General features: G+C 45.4%; 13 protein-coding genes, 1 pseudogene and 1 CRISPR repeat array. Of the genes and pseudogenes, 8 read left to right on the top strand and 6 right to left on the bottom strand.

The window, feature by feature from the left end:
- Positions 1 to 392: 392 nt before the first annotated feature.
- Both RIC07_RS26060 and RIC07_RS26055 read right to left on the bottom strand, forming a co-directional pair.
- Positions 393 to 1,289 (bottom strand): lipid kinase, encoded by an 897-nt coding sequence (locus RIC07_RS26060; protein ID WP_446397052.1) that lies wholly within the window; start codon positions 1,287 to 1,289, stop codon positions 393 to 395.
- Between the two features lie 484 nt (positions 1,290 to 1,773).
- Positions 1,774 to 1,968, bottom strand: a complete 195-nt coding sequence (locus RIC07_RS26055) for a hypothetical protein (protein ID WP_446397051.1) — start codon at positions 1,966 to 1,968, stop codon at positions 1,774 to 1,776.
- Positions 1,969 to 2,115: 147 nt separating this feature from the next.
- On the opposite strand from RIC07_RS26055, the gene RIC07_RS26050 reads away from it, so the two are divergent.
- From RIC07_RS26050 to RIC07_RS26015, 8 genes and pseudogenes are all read left to right on the top strand, one after another.
- On the top strand, positions 2,116 to 3,258 hold the full coding sequence (locus RIC07_RS26050) for an Rpn family recombination-promoting nuclease/putative transposase (protein WP_446397050.1): 1,143 nt from the start codon (positions 2,116 to 2,118) through the stop codon (positions 3,256 to 3,258).
- Between the two features lie 129 nt (positions 3,259 to 3,387).
- Positions 3,388 to 4,104, top strand: a complete 717-nt coding sequence (locus RIC07_RS26045; protein WP_446397049.1) for a DUF2887 domain-containing protein — start codon at positions 3,388 to 3,390, stop codon at positions 4,102 to 4,104.
- A gap of 300 nt (positions 4,105 to 4,404) precedes the next feature.
- Positions 4,405 to 4,731: direct repeats of the CRISPR family, unit length 37 nt; unit sequence CTTCCCACTCGCTGGGAAAACAAGTTGAATGGAAACG.
- A 182-nt stretch (positions 4,732 to 4,913) separates the two neighbouring features.
- Positions 4,914 to 6,674: a Cas10/Cmr2 second palm domain-containing protein gene (locus RIC07_RS26040; protein WP_446397048.1), complete on the top strand. Its 1,761-nt coding sequence runs from the start codon at positions 4,914 to 4,916 to the stop codon at positions 6,672 to 6,674.
- Positions 6,647 to 7,780, top strand: a complete 1,134-nt coding sequence (locus RIC07_RS26035) for a type III-B CRISPR module-associated Cmr3 family protein (RefSeq protein WP_446397047.1) — start codon at positions 6,647 to 6,649, stop codon at positions 7,778 to 7,780. Before RIC07_RS26040 ends, RIC07_RS26035 begins: the two co-directional genes overlap by 28 nt.
- Positions 7,756 to 8,291: pseudogene (locus tag RIC07_RS26030) on the top strand (RAMP superfamily CRISPR-associated protein). Before RIC07_RS26035 ends, RIC07_RS26030 begins: the two are co-directional and overlap by 25 nt.
- Positions 8,292 to 8,385: 94 nt before the next feature.
- Positions 8,386 to 8,787 carry a hypothetical protein gene (locus RIC07_RS26025; RefSeq protein ID WP_446397053.1) on the top strand — a complete coding sequence of 134 codons (402 nt, stop codon included), beginning with the start codon at positions 8,386 to 8,388 and terminating at the stop codon, positions 8,785 to 8,787.
- Between the two features lie 356 nt (positions 8,788 to 9,143).
- On the top strand, positions 9,144 to 10,871 hold the full coding sequence (locus tag RIC07_RS26020; protein WP_446397046.1) for an RAMP superfamily protein: 1,728 nt from the start codon (positions 9,144 to 9,146) through the stop codon (positions 10,869 to 10,871).
- A complete protein-coding gene (locus RIC07_RS26015) occupies positions 10,871 to 12,409 on the top strand; it encodes a hypothetical protein (RefSeq protein ID WP_446397045.1) in 1,539 nt (512 codons plus the stop codon). Before RIC07_RS26020 ends, RIC07_RS26015 begins: the two co-directional genes overlap by 1 nt.
- Positions 12,410 to 13,885: 1,476 nt before the next feature.
- On the opposite strand, the gene RIC07_RS26010 is transcribed toward RIC07_RS26015, so the two are convergent.
- The 4 genes from RIC07_RS26010 to RIC07_RS25995 all read right to left on the bottom strand — a co-directional run.
- Positions 13,886 to 15,127, bottom strand: a complete 1,242-nt coding sequence (locus tag RIC07_RS26010; protein WP_446397044.1) for a pentapeptide repeat-containing protein — start codon at positions 15,125 to 15,127, stop codon at positions 13,886 to 13,888.
- 1,072 nt (positions 15,128 to 16,199) lie between these two features.
- Positions 16,200 to 17,063 (bottom strand): glutamate racemase, encoded by an 864-nt coding sequence (gene murI / locus RIC07_RS26005; protein WP_446397043.1) that lies wholly within the window; start codon positions 17,061 to 17,063, stop codon positions 16,200 to 16,202.
- Between the two features lie 91 nt (positions 17,064 to 17,154).
- Entirely contained in the window at positions 17,155 to 19,038 is a 1,884-nt protein-coding gene (locus tag RIC07_RS26000; RefSeq protein WP_446397042.1) for an N-acetylmuramoyl-L-alanine amidase, read from the bottom strand.
- 116 nt (positions 19,039 to 19,154) lie between these two features.
- Positions 19,155 to 19,356, bottom strand: a 202-nt coding sequence (locus RIC07_RS25995; protein WP_446397041.1) for a hypothetical protein, incomplete at its 5' end; no start/stop codon positions are given.

Raw genomic sequence — 19,356 nt, 5'->3', positions numbered from 1 at the left:
GTCATTTGTCATTTGTCATTTGTCATTTGTCATTTGTCATTTGTCATTTGTCATTTGTCATTTGTCATTTGTCATTTGTCATTTGTCATTTGTCATTTGTCATTTGTCATTTGTCATTTGTCATTTGTCATTTGTCCTTTGTAAGGGTTTCATTGCATCACCTTGCTCCCTCAGCTTCCCCAGCTTCCCCCGCTTCCCCCGCTCCCCCTCACCACAAGACTTATTCAGCAGCCCCTACTTAGAGATGTACCCTACTACTGGACTGACACAGCTAAAATTGTGGAATAGATTTGACGTTTAAACTGGGCGCAAGCCTTGCGCCCCTACAATTCTAATCTACCATTTTAGGTGTGCCACGACACTACGTCTCTAAATTTTTCAATCACCCATCCCTATCTGGGAACCAAAACAGATATAACTTGCGGAATCACTCGAAAGGTTGCTGGTGTAGAGGTTGTAATTTCTCCATCCGTATTAATAGAACAAGGTTTGCGAGTAGAGATTTCAAATTCCGTACCGTGGAGAGTCCGGACTCCCGGTAAATCCGTGTGACGTCCCTTCCATAATGCAGGAAGTATCAATAAAATATGCCACCAATGACGCATTTCCAAACTGTACAAGTCTAGTTTTTTATCATCAATTGTGGCATCATGGAACACAGTCATTCCCCCACCATAATGTCGCCCATTTCCGATGGCAATTTGGATTGTTTTGATCCGAATCGATTCTCCATTGATACGAATTTCTGCCCGAAACGGTCGTGCTTGCCAAATCACCTTTAATGCTGTAGCGATATACGCCAAAATTCCCCAACGGCGTTTAGCATTTTTGGTGAGGCGCTGAGTAATTTCCACACTTAACCCACAACTAGCCACATTAAAAAAATATTGCTCATTTACCAAACCTAGGTCTATTCTCTGATATTGACCCGTAGCAATAACTTGGCAAGCTTGGGGTAAAGCAATGGGAATGTTCAACGTCCGCGCCAAATCATTCGCTGTTCCCAAGGGTAAAATACCCAAGGGTAACTGAGTATCTACTAATCCCTCTATGGCTGCATTAAGTGTACCATCGCCACCACCAATGATTACCAGGTCTACCTGATTTTCATAGTGACGGATTATGTCCGGAAGCTTGAGTGGATCTTCGGTTAATTCTTGTAGTACAATAAAACCCAATTGCTTCAGTTGACGAATGGCTTCGGCTAGATTCTCCTGCCCCTGACGAGATTTACGGTTGATTAAGAGTAATGCTGTTTTCGGCGGCAACTGGAGATGGTCATTTGTCATTTGTCATTTGTTTATATAAGGGTTTGAAGACTTCTTAGAGAATTGGTGGAGTGTTGAGTATATTTCCACCGACCCACTTATTACATTTTATCTGTTTGATGCGATCGCACATCTTCTAACAGGTGGATAATTGCATTCCCATTCCACCTGTTGTCTTTTTTTGTTCAGATATTCAATGCATTAAATGGGTTTTTTGTCAAATCTGCTGCAAAACGAGTCTAGGCAATTGGGTAATGCAACATGCTTGTAGCATTTAAGAGTTGCCCACACGAAAACGAAAAAAATAACGCATTATCAGGCGTTGAAGCGTTTACGGCTGAAAATTGGCACTAAAATAAACCCAATACAGGATTTAAATAACATCATACTACATCCTCAAACCCCGATCAAATCATGATTTAGCCGCGACGTTTTCGGGCAGCCCTAAATCCGCTTGGCTTTAGAATATTAAAACGGAAACGTCGATGTTAAAAGTTTTCGTTATCTAGTCGTGCTGCGTCAGATACCGCCAGTTGAATCTCCCCAATTCAGGATAAAGGATGCGATCGCACAACTCCATCCATCCCAACCCACACCCTAAAAACCGTAGGGTACGCCCCCTGCGCCCTTTGTCAACGTGCGCCCGATTTAATCGAGTCAATTGTAGGGGCGGGTTTAGGGATTTAATGTCGATACCCACCGATAACCTTTCAACAAAACCCGCCCTGATCAGGTTGGCTGAAAACAGATTATATCTATTTTGTCAAGACAGTCATCATAGAAAAATTTCCCGTCAGGGATGGCACAGTAGCCCTTGTCAACTGTGTGATATTTGTCTCAGGAGCGCGTGAAAACCGACACGATTTTTTATAGCTTGTTTCAGGAGTTTCCCAGTATCTTCTTTGAACTGATTAATCAAGCGCCAGAACAAGCCGCAAGTTATCAATTTACATCCCGTGAAATTAAGCAACTGGCATTTCGACTGGATGGTGTATTTTTTCCTACCCATGAAAACGCCGAAACCCCCTTCTATGTCGTCGAAGTTCAGTTTCAACCCGACGCGGATTTATACTATCGGATATTCGCGGAACTCTTTCTCTACTTGAGACAAGATAAACCGACTTATCCGTGGCAGGTGGTGGTGATTTATCCCAGTCGCCGGATTGAGAGGGAACAGCCGTTACAATTTCGGGAACTCTTCAGCCGAGTGACTCGGATATACTTGGATGAGTTAGGAGATGAAGCATCGGTATCTGTTGGGGTGAATATTGTTAAGCTAGTGATTGAGCGGGAACAGGCAGCCCCAGAAAAGGCAAGGCGTTTGATTGAACAAGCCCAAGTTCAGATAACGGATGAGACGACTAAACGGAACCTGATTGATTTAATAGAAACCATCATCGTTTACAAGTTACCGCAAAAAAGCCGAGAGGAGATACAAGCCATGTTAGGATTAAGTGACCTCAGAAACACTAAAGTTTATCAGGAAGCCAAACAAGAAGGGTTAATAGAAGGGAAACAAGAAGGGTTAGTAGAAGGTGAACAACGAGGCAAACTCAAAGCCAAGTTAGAGGCTATTCATCGGATGATGCAGTTGGGTGCAAGTGTGGAGATGATTGCGGAAGGATTAGATTTACCTTTGAATGTTGTTCAACTAGCAACCCAGTCATTTTCTGAAGATAATGTGGCGGCGTTTATTGAAGTTTTAAATCATCGCCGTTCGCTTTTTTCGGCTCAAGATTTAGCGGAGTTGGCGGAGTTAATTAAACCTTTACCGGATAAAATAGAAGCGCTATCTGATGCGATCGCACAATGGTGTAAGCAGGATGTCCATTCCCCACAGCGTCAGGCTTGGCGGGATTGTCTCTCTGGTAAGGTGGCGGCGACGGTGGAGGAATGGTTGGCTCAAAATCTGGAAACGCTGGAAACCTTTGAGCTTTCGGTGAATAAAGCTATCTTACAGCAGGCGATTTCAGGAGAGAATTCTAATTAGCGATCGCCTGTTGGTTCTCGATGACTCATAAGCTGTTCAATTTGTCAAGATAGTTGCTGTAGGAATTTTCTGCTTCTGGGGTGGCACAGTATCAGGTGTCAACTCTGTGCTGAAGGTCCCTAGGAAAAGGTGAAAACGGACACGATTTTTTATAGCTTGTTTCAGGAGTTTCCCAGTATCTTCTTTGAACTGATTAATCAAGCGCCAGAACAAGGGGCAAGTTATGAATTTACCTCTCGTGAAATTAAGCAACTGGCAAAAGAAAACCTGATTGATTTAATAGAAACTATCATCGTTGAGAAATTACAGCAAAAAAGCCGGGAGGAGATAGAAGCCATGTTAGAAATAAGTGGACTCAGAAACACTAGGGTTTATCAGGAAGCCAAGCAAGAAGGGTTAAATGAAGGCAGACAGAAAGGTAAACTAAAAGCCAAGTTAGAGGCTATCCCTCGGATGATGAAATTGGGTGCGAGTTTGGAGATGATTGCTGAGGGATTAGATTTACCTCTGAATGTTGTTCAATCAGCGGCAGATTCATTTTTTCAACACAATGTTGCTGCGTTTATTGAACTGTTAAATCATCACCGTTCGCTTTTTTCGACCCAAGATTTAGCGGAGTTGGTGGAGTTAATCAAACCTTTACCGGATCAAATAGAAATTCTATCTGATGCGATCGCACAATGGTGTAAGCTGGATGTCCACTCCCCACAGCGTCAGGCTTGGCGTAAAGTTGTCAGTGGTTTCTGGGGGGCTACGGTGGAGACGGTGTTGGCGACGAATCTGGAAACACTGGAGACTCTATCCTATTCGGTTAATAAGGCTAGGTTGCAACAGGCGATCGAATAGAATTGTGTAGGGGCGGGTTTCACGACTATCTTGTCGGTTGCAACCCTAAGTAATTAAACCCGCCCTGACTCAGGTTTTTTAGCTGGGGGCGGTTGAAAAATTGCGGTGAATTTGACCAATCGACGCATCTCGCCCAATCGCTCAAACCCTATATTTTTCGTTGAGATGCGTCGATGCTTTACAGGATAAGGATTTGAGGGATGTGTTGGCGGCGATTTTTGGCTGGATATGGTATAGTTTTTGGAGATGCGTCGATTCGGGGGCTGAAACCCAGTCTGGGTAAGGCGTCCTGAGCGAACTCTTCCCACTCGCTGGGAAAACAAGTTGAATGGAAACCTCATTATTGGACACTCTAGCGGTAACCTTTATGTTACCTTCCCACTCGCTGGGAAAACAAGTTGAATGGAAACGTACTACCAACGGGATTGTTGGCAGCCTCCCAACTGCTTCCCACTCGCTGGGAAAACAAGTTGAATGGAAACGCCAGTCCTACCAGAAAAACGGTAGAAGCGGTAGACTTCCCACTCGCTGGGAAAACAAGTTGAATGGAAACGTTTAATCCCCTTCCACCCTTGTTGTAGTTTTGAAAACTTCCCACTCGCTGGGAAAACAAGTTGAATGGAAACCGTTCCCCTTTTGCTACTGAGTAATACCAAATCCGGGGAACGCTACCTTCTTTTTGGTCAAATCGCAAAAACCCTGTAGAGACGTTGCATGCAACGTCTCTACATTATGTTTAATTCCTAGCCTCACATCCCGAACAATTGCTACAGTACAGTCTAGACACCCAAACCCAAAGGAAATCCACCGTGTCTGACTACACCGCCGCCAGCTTTGCCCCCGTACAAGGCTTTATCGAAAAATCCCGCAAACTGCGAGACTTGTATGGCTCATCGCTGATTTTATCCTTTTTAAGTTCTAAACTGGTGCAAAAGGCAGAATCCTTAAACCTCACGGTTATCTCCCCCGGATTACCCCATGTCGCCAAAGGAATGCCGAATCGGATTCTGGTACAAGGGAAATTTGACCGCAATTTAGTCAAAACGACTCTACTAAGCGAATGGCAAACGATACTCACGATCTGCCGAGAGTGGATCGAAGATAACCTAGGTATCCCCAAAAATCAGTATTTTTGGTCACAAACAGAAGCCGATAAAGGACATCAGAAGGGAGAATGGGAACGCTGGGGAAGTTATACCTGGGAAGTGTTTTGGGGTTATGGTGACTCCGTACAAGCCGCCATGGATGACTTGGAAACCCGCAAACTCAAGCGTGATTGGATTGCGATTAACTGGATGGGGGAAAGTTCCAGTTTAACCGGAACCGATGCGATCGCGTGGCATCAATTGGGGAAGTTTAATTCTAATCCGGGTCATACACTCAGCCCATCGGAACGAGAGGAGATGGAACTATTTTATCGGCGCTTGTCTTGGCTACTAGATAACCCGGATTATCGGGTGGGACAATCGAGTCTATCTCTGGCAGAGTTGAGAGAACGACAATCCCAACCTGATCAAATTGGTCGCTATATTGCCCCCAATGAACGGTTAAGTATTCCGGAATTAGTGAAGCGATTAGTTACCTACGATAAACTCGCCGATACAATTGGACTCGATAGACTCAAAGCCAAACCCGATGACCCCGAATTTAAGGATATTATTCGCAACCCCGGATATTGGACGGGTTGGTTTATGGGGGATGGTGACAAAGTGGGCGATAAATTAAAACATCTGGCAAGTCGCCCTGATGAACCTGATAGAGACGTGACCGTGGAACGTCTCCCTCCGGTGGAAAATCTCCCTCCTGATGCAACGAATCTGCAACAATTTACCCATTTAATCCGAGAATGGGGACAAGACTTTCAGAAAAAATCTGACTTATTTTCCCAGGGAAAAGGACGAGTCATTTATGCCGGAGGCGATGACTTTCTCGGTGTTTTATACAGCCCTGAATCCGAACCAGCCACGCCACCGGAAAAGGTTAAACCGATTGAAGCCTTGCAGTGGTTATTAACATTAGAACAGCATTGGCAACAGCAACAACAGCAGATTAAACAGCAGTTAAATCTGGACTTTACCTATAGCGTTGGCTTCGTTTGGGCAGGACATCAAGTTCCCCAACGAGATATTTTACAACATTGTCGAGAAGCCGAACAACGGGCAAAAAATCAAGGACGCGATCGCCTGACGATTCGGGTGGTGTTTAATAGCGGTCAATATGTCCAATGGACTTGTCCCTGGGACAATTTACCCATTCTCACCCAGTATCGCGATCGCGACGGCAAATCCTGGGGAGAGGAACCCAATTGGAACCATATTTATAGTGATTGGGCGCAGTTAAAAACCCGTCATGGGATTCGCTTAAAGGAAATGCAGGGAATGCCGATTCGCAAAAATATCGCCTTGGCGATTTTTGACCTGTATTTTAATCAGGCGGGAGAAACCTTTAACCAGGAGAATAAATGGAGTGATATTGCTGGCGATAACACCAATATCGTTATCGTTAATTGGATTAACGACTTGATTCAAGTAGGGTGGCAATTATGTCAGACAACTCCTTCAAATACTTAATCGCCGTCAAGCCATTAGGCTTCATGTATGGTAGTGCTGGTGCCTTTCTATCACCAGAGAACCTCGTCGGGCGATCGGGAACAAAATTCCCCCCGGATGCGGCGACGATGGCGGGATTATTTTTTCATGCTAATCAGGAACATCAGTTTACCAATCATAAAGACTTAAGCAATACTCTGGTTGTCGTGGGTGCTTTTTGGGCAGAACGGAATGACCCCAAAGACTTTTATGTGCCGATTCCTTGGCATCAAGTCGTCGCCGAAAAAGAGGACGATGAATGGTATTTTGTCAAGAAAAAAATCCCCTCATCAGCCGCCAGTGACACCGATAAAACCAACTGGATTCTCAGTCAGTATCGATGGCATCGGGATAACAAAGACCTCAATCCTGATTATACCTGGCAATCGATTTATAGCTGGAACTTACCCGCCGACGAACTTAGAGAACGTCAAGCCGTTAAGACAGCCCCCTGGGAGTTTATCCCCTTTTTACATCCGCAACTGAAACAGCAAGAACGTCACGTCGTTAACCAAGATGGACTCTTCTTAGAAAATGCCGTACAACTGGATCAAAACTATTGCTTAATCTACCTGGCAAACTATGAACTCCCTAGCGGCTGGTATCGGTTGGGCGGGGAAGGACATTTAGTCGATATTCAGACGCATACCCTCTCAGAAACCCACAAAATCAATAAACTCTTGCGCCAAAAGATTCACCATGCCTTTGCCCTGATTACCCCCGGCGTTTGGGGGTCAAATAAACTCTCCTATCGCTATCCCCACCATCCCAGCTTTCCCCATCAGGGACTAAAAATGCTCACCGATAGACCGATTCCTTACCGTTATCGTATCGGTGAATCCCACCCCAAAGACGCCGAGAAACAGGACTATGATTCGAGTAAAACAGGACGCTTAAGTCGGGGACGCTACGCCGTTCCTCCGGGAAGCGTCTACGTGTTCAAACACCCCCTAAATCTGACCTGGTGGGATTTTCCTGATGAATGGTTTCCCAAAGAAGGATTCCCCCTCAAGCATTTAGGATGTGGCTTATGTTTACCCATTGATATCAAAGGATTACCCCCATGTACCACCAAGGCTACGGCATAATTAAAACCCTCGCCCCCCTCCATGTCGGCGCAACCGCTGGCGAAGAAACGGGGAATTTGAATCTAATTTTTCGAGATCAAATGATCCAAACTGGAATCATTCCCGGAAGTTCGATTCGGGGACGATTTCGGGCAGATATGCGACTCAAACGTCAAGAATGGTTAGAGTCACACCTCAAGGCGGCGGATGTAGAGATTCCTGATGCGGAGGTGTCAGAGGTTGAAGTCACAATTAAGGGTATCAAAAAGACAATTCCCCGATGGTGCATGATATGGCATTATATCGTCAAAGTCGGGTAAAACTCTTAGACGAGATGAAAAAAGTTGAAAATTTATTCAATGTAGAAGCCTTACCCGAAGCCAGCGTCTTAGTCTTCCCCATCGCCCAGAAGAGAACCGGGTGGAAACCCTTTGAGGAGGAGAGATGCTTAGAATTATATTTTGGCGGATTAGAATCAATTGGATTTGGTCGCTGTCGGGTATTCATTCAGCAGAAAAACCCTGACAAATGACCAATGACAAAGGACAAATGACAAATGACAAATGACAAATGACAAATGACAAATGACAAATGACAAAGGACAAAGGACAAAGGACAAATCAACCATGGCTTGGCAATCTTACGAACTGGATCACATCGCCCAAAAATTAGTCCTAGACGCCCGCAGACGCGATCCCCAATCCCTAAATCAATCCCATAAAATGCGGCTAGCAGTCGCCTATGGATTAGAACGATTTTGGGGAGAACATTTGCGACTGCAAGGGAGAGAAGACAGCAAATCCCATTATTGGAAAGACACCTGGGATGCATTACACAACCTGATGAAAAAAGCCGGAGTAATCATTCCTAATGACCCGGTAAATCCTAACCAAGTCAACGAAATTCAAGCCATGTCTGAGAAATTATGGCAACTCTCTATTGAGGATCAACGAGTCGCGATCGCGGTTTTAACTCAACTGTGTGATTGCATTGTTTGGTGGGCACAACGATACAAAATTAGCAAGTAAATTAATGATAACGTATCCGTTCCCAAATTATCAATCGTAACGCACCATGGATAACGCTAAATTTGGGGAATCAATTGTACATTTTACACATCAGTTATCGGTGTTAACGTTAGCAATATTCCCCCTTACCCCCAACCCCTCTCCCACCTTGGGGAGAAGGGAGCAAGAAAAGATAACCAGCTATCTTTTGTATCATAAATTATTCCGGTTCCCCTTCTCCCTTGATGGGAGAAGGGGTTAGGGGAAGAGGGTGAACCAATGTTAGTCTAGTATAGAATAAACCGCGCATTTTTAGGGTGCACGTCGGTGCGCCCCTACGATTTCCCCCATCAGGTAAAACGCCACTTGACCAAATCATGAACCCCATCCCCAACGCCTACAAAAAAGTCCCAATGATGTTCCGCGCCCAAATCCGGGGACGCAGCCAACTCCACTACATTGACCCCCATAAGGAAAAAGACGGGGAAAAACAAGATGTCCAATATTGGGCAGAAGAATGGATTGAAAAAGCCGAATTTATTCCCCTCACCAATCAAGACGATAGTCAAAACGACACTTACCAAACCCAAACCTATCAAATCCGCTGGCGATTCGTCACCAATGGCGGACAAGATGATGGTATGATTCGCCCCGTTATTGGGGGTTATGGCATTCCCTTTTATCCCGGTAGTAGCATGAAAGGGGCATTCCGCCAAGCCTGTGAACAAGCCGAACAAGCAGGAACAATTCCCCCGAATCGCTGCAATCTTTACTGTGGCGATGAAACCAATATCACCCCAGGAATCCTCCGCTTTCAAGGCGCTTATCCGATTAATGATTGGACAGAAAACTTAGTCGATTTAGTCCATCCCCAGCAAGGATGGCAAGTGAAAACCCCAAATACTAGAGGGAAGCATCTATTAAGAGGAGAAAGTGCTTATGCGTTAGTGTCTTTAGTTCAACCAAGCTTACGATTTAGTATCTCTAGTAGTAAACCCCTATCTACCGAACAATGGCAAGAAATCTGGCAGATTTGGCACGACACGATCGCGGCGGGTTTAGGAACCCGAGTTAGTGCGGGATATGGACAGGTTGAGACAGATTCTACTTCAATTTTATATCAGGTTCGGGTCAAGGGACAAGGACAAGCGGCTAAGTTAATTGATGGGACAGGAGAATTCCGTCCTACTATCTTTCGCGCCAGTTTACGGGGTCATGCGTTACGCCTATTTGGGGGCTTAACCAATGATAAAACAGCGGAAGCCTTAGTGGAACAATTGTTTGGTGGCGTGCAAGGAAAGGGAACCGTCGGACTCTTAAAATTAGGGTTTGAAACCGAGGAGTTACGGTTAGGGACATTTGGTCAAAATGGGTATAAACAGCCCACCTATAATGTGGAAGGAGAGATGATTTGGTCATTAACTCGCCCCCTCCCTGATGATCAACACGCCGCTTTACAAAACCTGGTCACGGATTTAATCTGGTTTGCCATGGTATTTGGTGGATTTGGGAAGTCTTGGCGACGGGCAGATCATCGCTTATTTTATCCCGATGATGAGTATGAAAAGTTAATTGGTTGTCATTGGCAATGGGCGGGAGAAATTGACCGCAAAAATGCCTTTCGCGTCCGGAGTCCTAAAACAATCAGCAAGTTTATTAATTCTGTCTTAGACACAGCGAAAACCTGGATGAAACTACAAGGAAAAATCCCCACTCCCAATCATCCTGCCAATTGGCGCGAATCCTGGCATCCCTCTCGCGTCCAGGTGTGGGGACGATGGGCAAAAAATCGAGATGAATGTGTGGCGATTGATTGGTTACATAAACCCTATCAAAAAGGTATTGTTCGCGGCGAAAAAGACAAAAGTATTAGACGGACATCGGTAACCGGAGAACTGGGTCAAATTGGTCGCTTGTGGCATCGAATGTACCCACCGAAACGCCTCTGGATTAAGAAAGAGGGAAAACTTGAACCGATATCGACGAATCGGTTTATTGAGTTGTTAACTCTGTTTCCGGACGAGTCACCGGAATTTAAGCAGTTTCTCGCGTTTCTTCAGCAAAAGCCAGAGGGATTTGAATTATTGTGGGGAGGAAAAAAATAATGGCAATTTGGATAGTTACGATTGGCAGTAGTGATGTGCAATTAGACAGTGACAAAATTAGTAAAGAAAAGGGACGAGGGAAAAACCAGTACAGTAATAAAAAGTGGACTGATTGGTATGAAGATAATATTCTCAGCGAATGCCATGATATTAAATTTGAACTCAAGCAAACCTATAATTATGTCAATCAACTTTATCGGATCGAACCGAGGGTATTGGGAACGGTTTATCAGTATCATTCCCCCCAGATACAGGAACAGATTTTTTCGTATTTAACTTTTCCCCTGTTAGATACATTTGTGGAACGGTTAAAAGCAGAAACCGATCAGTTAGATCAAATTATCGTCCTATTAACCGATCAATCCCAGATTTTCTCCGATAATTACACCCAGCGCAAAATCACCTGTCCTTATTGGCAAGATACCCATAAATTACAGCCCATTTTAGCCCGATATTTTCAGGCGGCGGATAAGTTTCCTAACACCCCCTGTGAATGGATTAACCTAGCGCCGAAATCAAATGATCCAGGATTAGATGATTGGGATTATGTTTTAACCCTAGTACGGGAAAAATTAGGTTCTCTCCAGTTGGAGGAACCGGAGAATCAGGAAGCCGAGAGTAAAACAATTTATGTCAGTCATCAAGCCAGCACTCCAGCCATTTCTTCAGCGGTTCAATTTGAAACCTTATTACGGTTTGGAGAAGGGGTTAAATTTTTAGTCTGTAGTGAATGGGATGAAACATTAACTCAAATTCTCCCTTGCTCAACCTACCTACGCGGGATTCGCCAACAAGAGGCAAAAACATTACTAGAACGCTATGATTATTCCGGTGTGAAAGCGATATTGGCTCCCTATTTAACCTCAGACGTAGCAATTTTATTAGACGCGGCGATTCTCTGGAATTCGGCGAAGTTTGATCAGTTTGCTCAGACGGTGTTACAGTATCCCGATAGTCAATTGGTGCAAAAGCTTCAGGAACGCACTCAGAAGTGTAACTGGTGGTGGACAGGGTATGAAGCAGCGTATTTAGGAGTAGTACGACTTGACCAAGGGAATACGGTTGAAGCGTTTTTTCATAGTTTTCGGGCGGTGGAGGGTTTAATTCGCTTGTTTGCCGATGCCAAGTATAAGGATAAAATCCAATTCAATAAATATGGCGCTCCTTATATTGAGTTTTCTAATAAAAATCGCTTTAACCTGTTCGGAAAACAGCTTTATCGTTTCTTAGACTATTGCTGCACCATTGACTCAGAGAAGGATAAGGATATTTGGCGGTTTGGCGAGGTGACATTTGACAAACGGAATCAGTATTTCCATCAACTGTTTGGCTTATCGGAACAAGACGTATTTGAGGCTTGGGATACCGATAACCGCATGGATTGGGAAGCCAGAGTCTTAGGGTGTCTAAATTTTATCGCTGAACCCGATTCCCCATTCACCGCCTTAGATACCGCCAGTTTAATCTCCCCAATTCAGGATAAATTAGAAAAGGCGATCGCACAACTGACTCAAACCGAACCCCCACAAAAAACGTAGGGGCGCACCGACGTGCGCCCAATAAAATACCGACGTGCGCCCGATTTAATTCAAGTCAATTGTAGGGGCGGGTTTTACAGCATTGGTGTCAAATTAAGGTGAAGATCTCTTAAAACGTGGGGTGTAGGGGCGGGTTTTACAGATAACATGGGAGCACCCAACTGACAACCTAACTAAACCCGCCCCTCTCCGGTGGCTAACAATTAGAATGGGTAAGGGTTATCGCTTAAGTTGACACGGATGGTTTTACAGATAACATTTTGCACCCAACTGATAACTTGAATAAACCCGCCCTTCTCCCATAGCTTATTCGGGGCGGGTTTATTTATATCTGGGTGCAACCCTGAATGATAGTAGTCAAACCCGCCCCTACATTAAACCCGCCCTTCTCCAGTCGCTAAAAATTAGAATGGGCAAGGGGGAATGGAGAGAGGTTTTCCAAATCCTGACCAAAAGTAAGCAGGATAAACCGGTTTTCTCAGGCTGGCGATTAATGATATAATCTCGATTAAACGCTAATCTAACTGAACCTTGAAAAGTGAATAAGATAGCGGTGAAATCGACCAATCGACACCAGTCGCTAAATCGCTGAAACCCTATAGTTTTCGTGGAGTGGTGTCGATGCCTTACAGAGAAAGGGTTTGAGGGGTGTGTTGGTTCCGATTTTTGGACAGATGGCGTATAATTTTATCAGTGGTGTCGATTCGGCGGCTGAAACCCAGTCTCCGTAAGGCTCCCTGAGCGAACTGTTCCCACTCGCTGGGAAAACAAGTTGAATGTAAACACGACAAAGCGGTTGGTGCCGCTTGGGATGTGAATCACGGTTGTTCCCACTCGCTGGGAAAACAAGTTGAATGTAAACCTCAATGTACTTTCCTGCCTGAGCACCATCAACAACTTCTGTTCCCACTCGCTGGGAAAACAAGTTGAATGTAAACATCTCGTGCTTCAATCACCCTTCGTGAATACACTAACAAGTTCCCACTCGCTGGGAAAACAAGTTGAATGTAAACAGGGTACACACCCTGTAACCTGAAAATCAGACAAAAAAAAGGGCACGGCAATGCCGTGCCCCTACCTTTCCTCTATCAAATCAACCGATTGAATTTTGCGATATCCTCTACCCAACCCAATTAAAGGTTAATTTTGGGTTCACTGCACAAATTATAAGCCTAAAGTTCCTCAACTACGAACGAGGGCTAAAGTACCCCACCTAAGTAGGTTGGAGGAAATAAACTTAACGAGATTAACTTATGTAAACAAGTCTCAAACCCTTACTGTTCCCCGTTCCCTGTTCCCTGTTCCCTCCCCTCCCCACAAGACTTATTCAGCAGCCCCTATAATAGACACAACGCTAAAGTCGTCAGGACAACCTGGGGACAAACAGCAAAACGTGCGAAAATAATCGCGCTGAAGGTGGCATTGTTAAGGATTCGTCAGGAAAACCTGGGGAAATTAACCGACAATGCCATCTTCTCAATTCTGCCCCCCAGTTGGCATCCTATCCTTCAACCGTTGCGTAATATCATCATCAAACTCAGCCTTCATCCAACTCGGATTCCTAGCAATACTCTCCAGCGTCGCCTCATCAAATACCGCCCCTTGAAACTTCGCCTTCTGTAAATCCGCCTCAGCAAAATCCACCCGTTCCAAATTTGCCCCCTTAAAAAACGCCGTATTCAGATTCCCCCGGACAAAAGAAACCCCGCTCAAATTCGCTCCATCCAGATGAATTTCCTGTAACCTTGCCTCCCGAAACGTCGTATTCACCACTGTAGACCGTTTCAATTGCACCGATATTAAATTTGCCTGATTAAAACTAGAATCAATAATTTTAGTTTTGGGATCAGACTTACTGCGGTTATGATAATCACTAAACACCGCCTCCTTCAGATTCGCCTGATCCAAATTCACCGCTTCTATATAACTATACGTCAAATTCGCCTTTTGCAGCCTCGCCCCGATGAGTTGCGTCTGCCGAAATACCGCCCGTTCCAGGTGCGCCTCACTCAAATTCGCTGGAGTTAAACTTAAATTCGCCAGAGTAATCCCATTAATATAACACCCCGATAAATCCAATTGAAACTTCCGTTCCGTTGCCGTTAATTTCGTCAACTCTGGCTTTAAATAAACCTCAATCGCCTGTTCAAACACTTGCACCAGCAACCGATTAATTGTCGGATCTTGATTATCCAACTTCAAATTCGCCAGAACAATTAAATACACCTGTTCCCGGTATTTCTCATACCCCGGTTCCAAAAACGTCAACAGAGAAACCGTTGCACTTGCCTTAAGTTCCGACTGTTGACTCCCCAACCGTTCCACAATCGACGTAAACTGTTGATCCAGTTGTTGTTTTTTCTCCCGGCGAATTTCCGTCAATTGCCGACCAATGGTAACAAAAGCACCAACAATCGCCACAATTGCTGTCACCGCATTTGCCAGAGACGCAATAGTTGTCACCAAAGCGGAATTTTCCTCCCAAAAATCCTGATCCAGATTCGCCGCTTCTTTTTCAATTTTGACGGTTTCCTGTTCCAGTTTCTCGATTTCCTGCTTCAGCTTTTGATTCTGTAACTGTTCCCTTTCCGCCGCGAGTTGTGGGGAAGAAGGAGAAGGCGTTGGCGTCTGCGTCAATCCCGGTAACGGCTGAACGAAGACCAAAGGAATCAGCAGATTCGCCCATAAACGTAAACGGTGAAAATAGTCATTGGTCATTGGTCAAGGTGATCCCCTCTAGACAAAACCCACCTTAGGTTAACTATTTATTATAAAACCGTTAGATAATTGTCGGGGCGGGTTTAGGGATTTAATTTTGGCATTTACCGCTAACTGCTCAACAAAACCCGCCCTGGATTAACGGTTAACAATAGAACCCTTTTCCTTCCAGATATTCTTGTAGGGGCGGGTTTAGGGATTTAATTTTGGCATTTACCGCTAACCTAGCAACAAAACCCGCCCTGGATTAATGGTTGATAATATAACCATTTCCCTTCCAGATATTCAACAGCAAATTTATAAATAATCATTCGTAGGGGCGGGTAATGAAATTTAATTTTGGCATTTACCGCTAACCTATCAACAAAACTAGCCCTGGATTAATGGTTAATGATAGAATCATTTTCGTTCCAGATATTCAACAGCAAATTTATAAATAATCATTCGTAGGGGCGGGTTTAGGGATTTAATTTTGGCATTTACCGATAACCTATCAACAAAACCCGCCCTGGATTAACGGTTGACAATAGAATCATTTTCCTGCCAGATATTCAACAGCAAATTGATAAATAATCATTCGTAGGGGCGGGTAATGAAATTTAATTTTGGCATTTACCGCTAACTGCTCAACAAAACCCGCCCTGGATTAATGGTTAATGATAGAATCATTTTCCTGCCAGATATTCAACAGCAAATTTATAAATAATCATTCGTAGGGGCGGGTAATGAAATTTAATTTTGGCATTTACCGCTAACCTATCAACAAAACCCGCCCTGAATTAACGGTTGACTTGATTAAACGGCTAAACCCGCCCCTACAATAGACTTAATACCTTCTTTTGATCCAGCTAAAATGGTGGAATAGATTTGACCATTGAATCGGGCGCACGTCTATGCGCCCCTACGGTTTCGCGGCTAATGGTTAATTTATCAAATAAGGTGTGCCACGCACGCCACTACTGGACTGACACAGCTAAAATGGTGGGATAGATTTGGCGGTGAAATTGGGCGCACGCCATGCGCCCCTACAATTCTAATCCACCAAATAAGGTGTGCCACGCACGCCACTGATTTATTCCACCGCTTCTACAGACATAGAGACAGGCGATACATCTGGCAAATAGGTTTTTTCCACAACTGGAGTACATCCCAACCACTGTACCGACAACTTAGCAAACTGCTGCGGACAACCACTGACACAAAATCGCGTCGGTAGCGGTGGTGAACTATTTTTTAATCCCATTAAATCCAGTTCTTGCGCCGCCGCCGCTACCACATGTTCAGCCGGATCAATTAATTGTACAGACGCGGGTAAAATTTGTCGCAATACAGGCGCTAACAACGGATAATGAGTACACCCATAAATCAATGTATCAATTCGCTGCTGGAGTAACGGCGTCAGGTACTGGGACGCCACTTCCGAGGTATAGGGTTCATATAACCGATTCTGTTCCACTAAGGGGACAAACTCTGGACAACTGACTTGCCAAACTTGAACCGTGGATTCTACTTCCAATAAAGCGCGTCGATAGGCATTACTCGCCGCCGTCGCGGGGGTAGCAATCACGCCAATCCGACGCCCGACTTGGACGGCTGCACGAGATCCGGGCAAGATTAATCCCAGAATCGGCAGTTGAAACTCACGGCGTAACGTGTCTAGGGCTAAGGCGTCACTGGTGTTACACGCCAGCACCACCATTTTCACATCTTGCTCAACCATCCAAGTGAGAATCTCGCGCCCAAACTGGACGATTTCCCTGGCGGAACGGGTGCCATAAGGGAGTCGGGCGGTATCGGCAAAGTAAAGAATCGATTCATGGGGAAGTTGTCGGTAGAGTTCCCTGAGAACCGTAAGTCCGCCAACACCACTATCGAATACGCCAATACGACGGTGTTGTGCTTCTCCCCTTAAGGTCAAAATCGGGTCATTTGTCATTCGTCGTCATTTGTCATTCGTCATTTGTCATTCGTCAAAGAATTTTCCCACTCAGTAAAGGGGATGATTAAAAACCCCGATAACACTTGTGCTAAAAATTCTGCTGAATGTACTGAAGGATACCACGAGCGATCGCCTGTGCTAGTTGACTACGGTGAGTTGAATTGTTTAATTTCGCCGAATCATCTCGACCGGTGACAAACCCCACTTCCACCAAAACTGCTGGCATTGAGGTTTTTCTGAGTACATAAAACCGGGCGCGTCGGACACCGCGATTCTGTACCGGAACCGTCTGTAAAATGTTATTGTGAATCGTCTGGGCAAGGCGTTGCCCACTGGAAAAATAATAAGTTTCCAATCCATTCACATCTGGGCGGCTGAGACTGATGGCATTCGCATGAATGCTGACAAATAGATTAGCATTGACTCGCTCTGCCATGGTCACACGGGGCGCTAAATCAACGAAATAATCGCTATTGCGGGTTAATACGGCTTGCACACCCTGTTTTTCTAATAATGCTGCCACTTCTTGGGCAATGGGTAAAATAACGTCCTTTTCCCGTAATCCGCCAATACCAACAGCGCCCGGATCTTTCCCGCCATGTCCCGGATCAACCATCACCACAATTCGACTATTGGGAACCGTGGGAAATGAGGTTGGGGATGTGGGGGATGGACTTGGCGGCGGTACCGGAATCGATTCACGGGGCGGTACTGTGGCGCGTCGGGTTTGTAGGGGTAGCGCCAATAAGCGATCGCTAATTTGATTGAGGCTACCAATCTGAGTTCCCGAACTTGGCTGCACCAAAATTACCACAGTGTTAGAGTCTTGCTGGCGCAGCAATACCCGTGATAGAGGACTATTGGCAGTCAGTTGAGGTCCTTTAACCTGATCGGTTAATTGGGCATTAGGGATCGTAATCCGGTACGCCCTCTCATTGGCGTCCCAACGACTGGTGGCTTGGATATTGCGATCGGCTTCAATCAAGAGTTGAGTCTGATTGTTTCCCAGTTCAACCGACTGAATTGTTGCTTGTTGATTAATGCTGACTCGTCGATTCGAGGTTTGCGATCGCGAAGGATAAGAGACTAGGACATTACCCGAAGCATTAGAACGACTCTCTAAACTGGATGCTGAGGTTCCTCTAGGGATAATCACCAACCCGCCAACATCGCTGTATAATGCCTGCCAATCGGGACTATCTCGGTCAACATTTAAGGTGATCCGAGTCAAGGGGGGTGAATCTTTCAGCCTTTGGAATTGGATTTGGCTAACGCCGTAGCGATTCACGTCCAACGTTTGCTCAACCAGACTCCGGGAGAGGTTTAACCCCTCCACCTCAATCTCAATCTGGCGGCGATCGCGACTCCGCTTTACCTTAATCTGATCCGGTTCTCCACCATCAGTATGGATAAAAAATCCATTCCGAGTCACCTGGAAACTATCCACTTGTGTCGCCGATGTTTCCACCGTCACCGTTCTGGGTGAACTCGGTTGAGGAGATTGGCGATCGGGAACCCTTCGACTTCGCTCAGGGTTAACTGTTCGGACTGAGGGAGGCGGACTGGGTAAACTTGATATCCGTTGTGGATCAGGGATATTCACCGTCCACTGCGTCGGCGAGAGTCCTCTAAATTGTACCTGTTGGGGGTCTAGGGTATAACCTGGGGCTAATTCCACCACAATCCGAGTGGTTTGGTTTTCAAATTGTCCGACTCGGATTTCTTGAATCGCACCGCCCACTTGTTGATTCATCGTCGGGCGTCCCAGTCGAATTCCGGGCAAATCAATCACCAGCCGAGTCGGATTCGCAATTAGTTGCGCCCTCGGCTGAACGCCCTCATCTGTGGTAAAGACCAACTGGTTTTGAGCGCGGTCAAACCGCCAAAACAGCAGTTGACGCGCTTCGGCGGCGGATGTATAGAGAAAAACACTCAAAAAGCTGGAGAGTAGCAGTAGCCAGCGAAATCTCACAATTATTGCTCCTAACTTAAAGCTCGGTGCTGCATACAGCATTTGGGTGGGTGGCTTTTCACTTGAGGCAGTTGCTGAGTTCGAAACCGAACTCAGTGAGGTTGAGTGGGTTCAGTTCACCCTATATCCCGAAGTCCAACTGCTCGCTTTGGTTTCCACCCTGGCTTAAACCAATGACTCACCGAAAATAGGGGGTTTGGGGGACGAGAAGCCCCCGGCTTCAGACGTGGGGAGGAATAGTCCCCCAAGGCAGGCGAATCCCCCTCGATGGGGGTGAGACTGCCAGATTCAGAATGTATAGGCATAACCGTCTTTCCT

It is taken from the genome of Coleofasciculus sp. E1-EBD-02 (genome assembly GCF_040218245.1).
Classification (GTDB): Bacteria; Cyanobacteriota; Cyanobacteriia; order Cyanobacteriales; family Coleofasciculaceae; genus Coleofasciculus.
The sequence above is the reverse complement of the archived record's forward strand: the minus strand, read 5'-3'. Positions and strand labels throughout refer to the sequence as shown.

Bases quoted from the DNA above. Each gene is read 5' to 3' on its own strand.
- RIC07_RS26060 (WP_446397052.1), bottom strand. From the start codon at position 1,289: ATGACAAATGACCATCTCCAGTTGCCGCCGAAAACAGCATTACTCTTA.
- RIC07_RS26035 (WP_446397047.1), top strand. From the start codon at position 6,647: ATGTCAGACAACTCCTTCAAATACTTAATCGCCGTCAAGCCATTAGGC.
- RIC07_RS26025 (WP_446397053.1), top strand. From the start codon at position 8,386: ATGGCTTGGCAATCTTACGAACTGGATCACATCGCCCAAAAATTAGTC.
- RIC07_RS26020 (WP_446397046.1), top strand. From the start codon at position 9,144: ATGAACCCCATCCCCAACGCCTACAAAAAAGTCCCAATGATGTTCCGC.
- RIC07_RS26015 (WP_446397045.1), top strand. From the start codon at position 10,871: ATGGCAATTTGGATAGTTACGATTGGCAGTAGTGATGTGCAATTAGAC.
- RIC07_RS26010 (WP_446397044.1), bottom strand. From the start codon at position 15,127: ATGACCAATGACTATTTTCACCGTTTACGTTTATGGGCGAATCTGCTG.
- murI (WP_446397043.1), bottom strand. From the start codon at position 17,063: ATGACAAATGACCCGATTTTGACCTTAAGGGGAGAAGCACAACACCGT.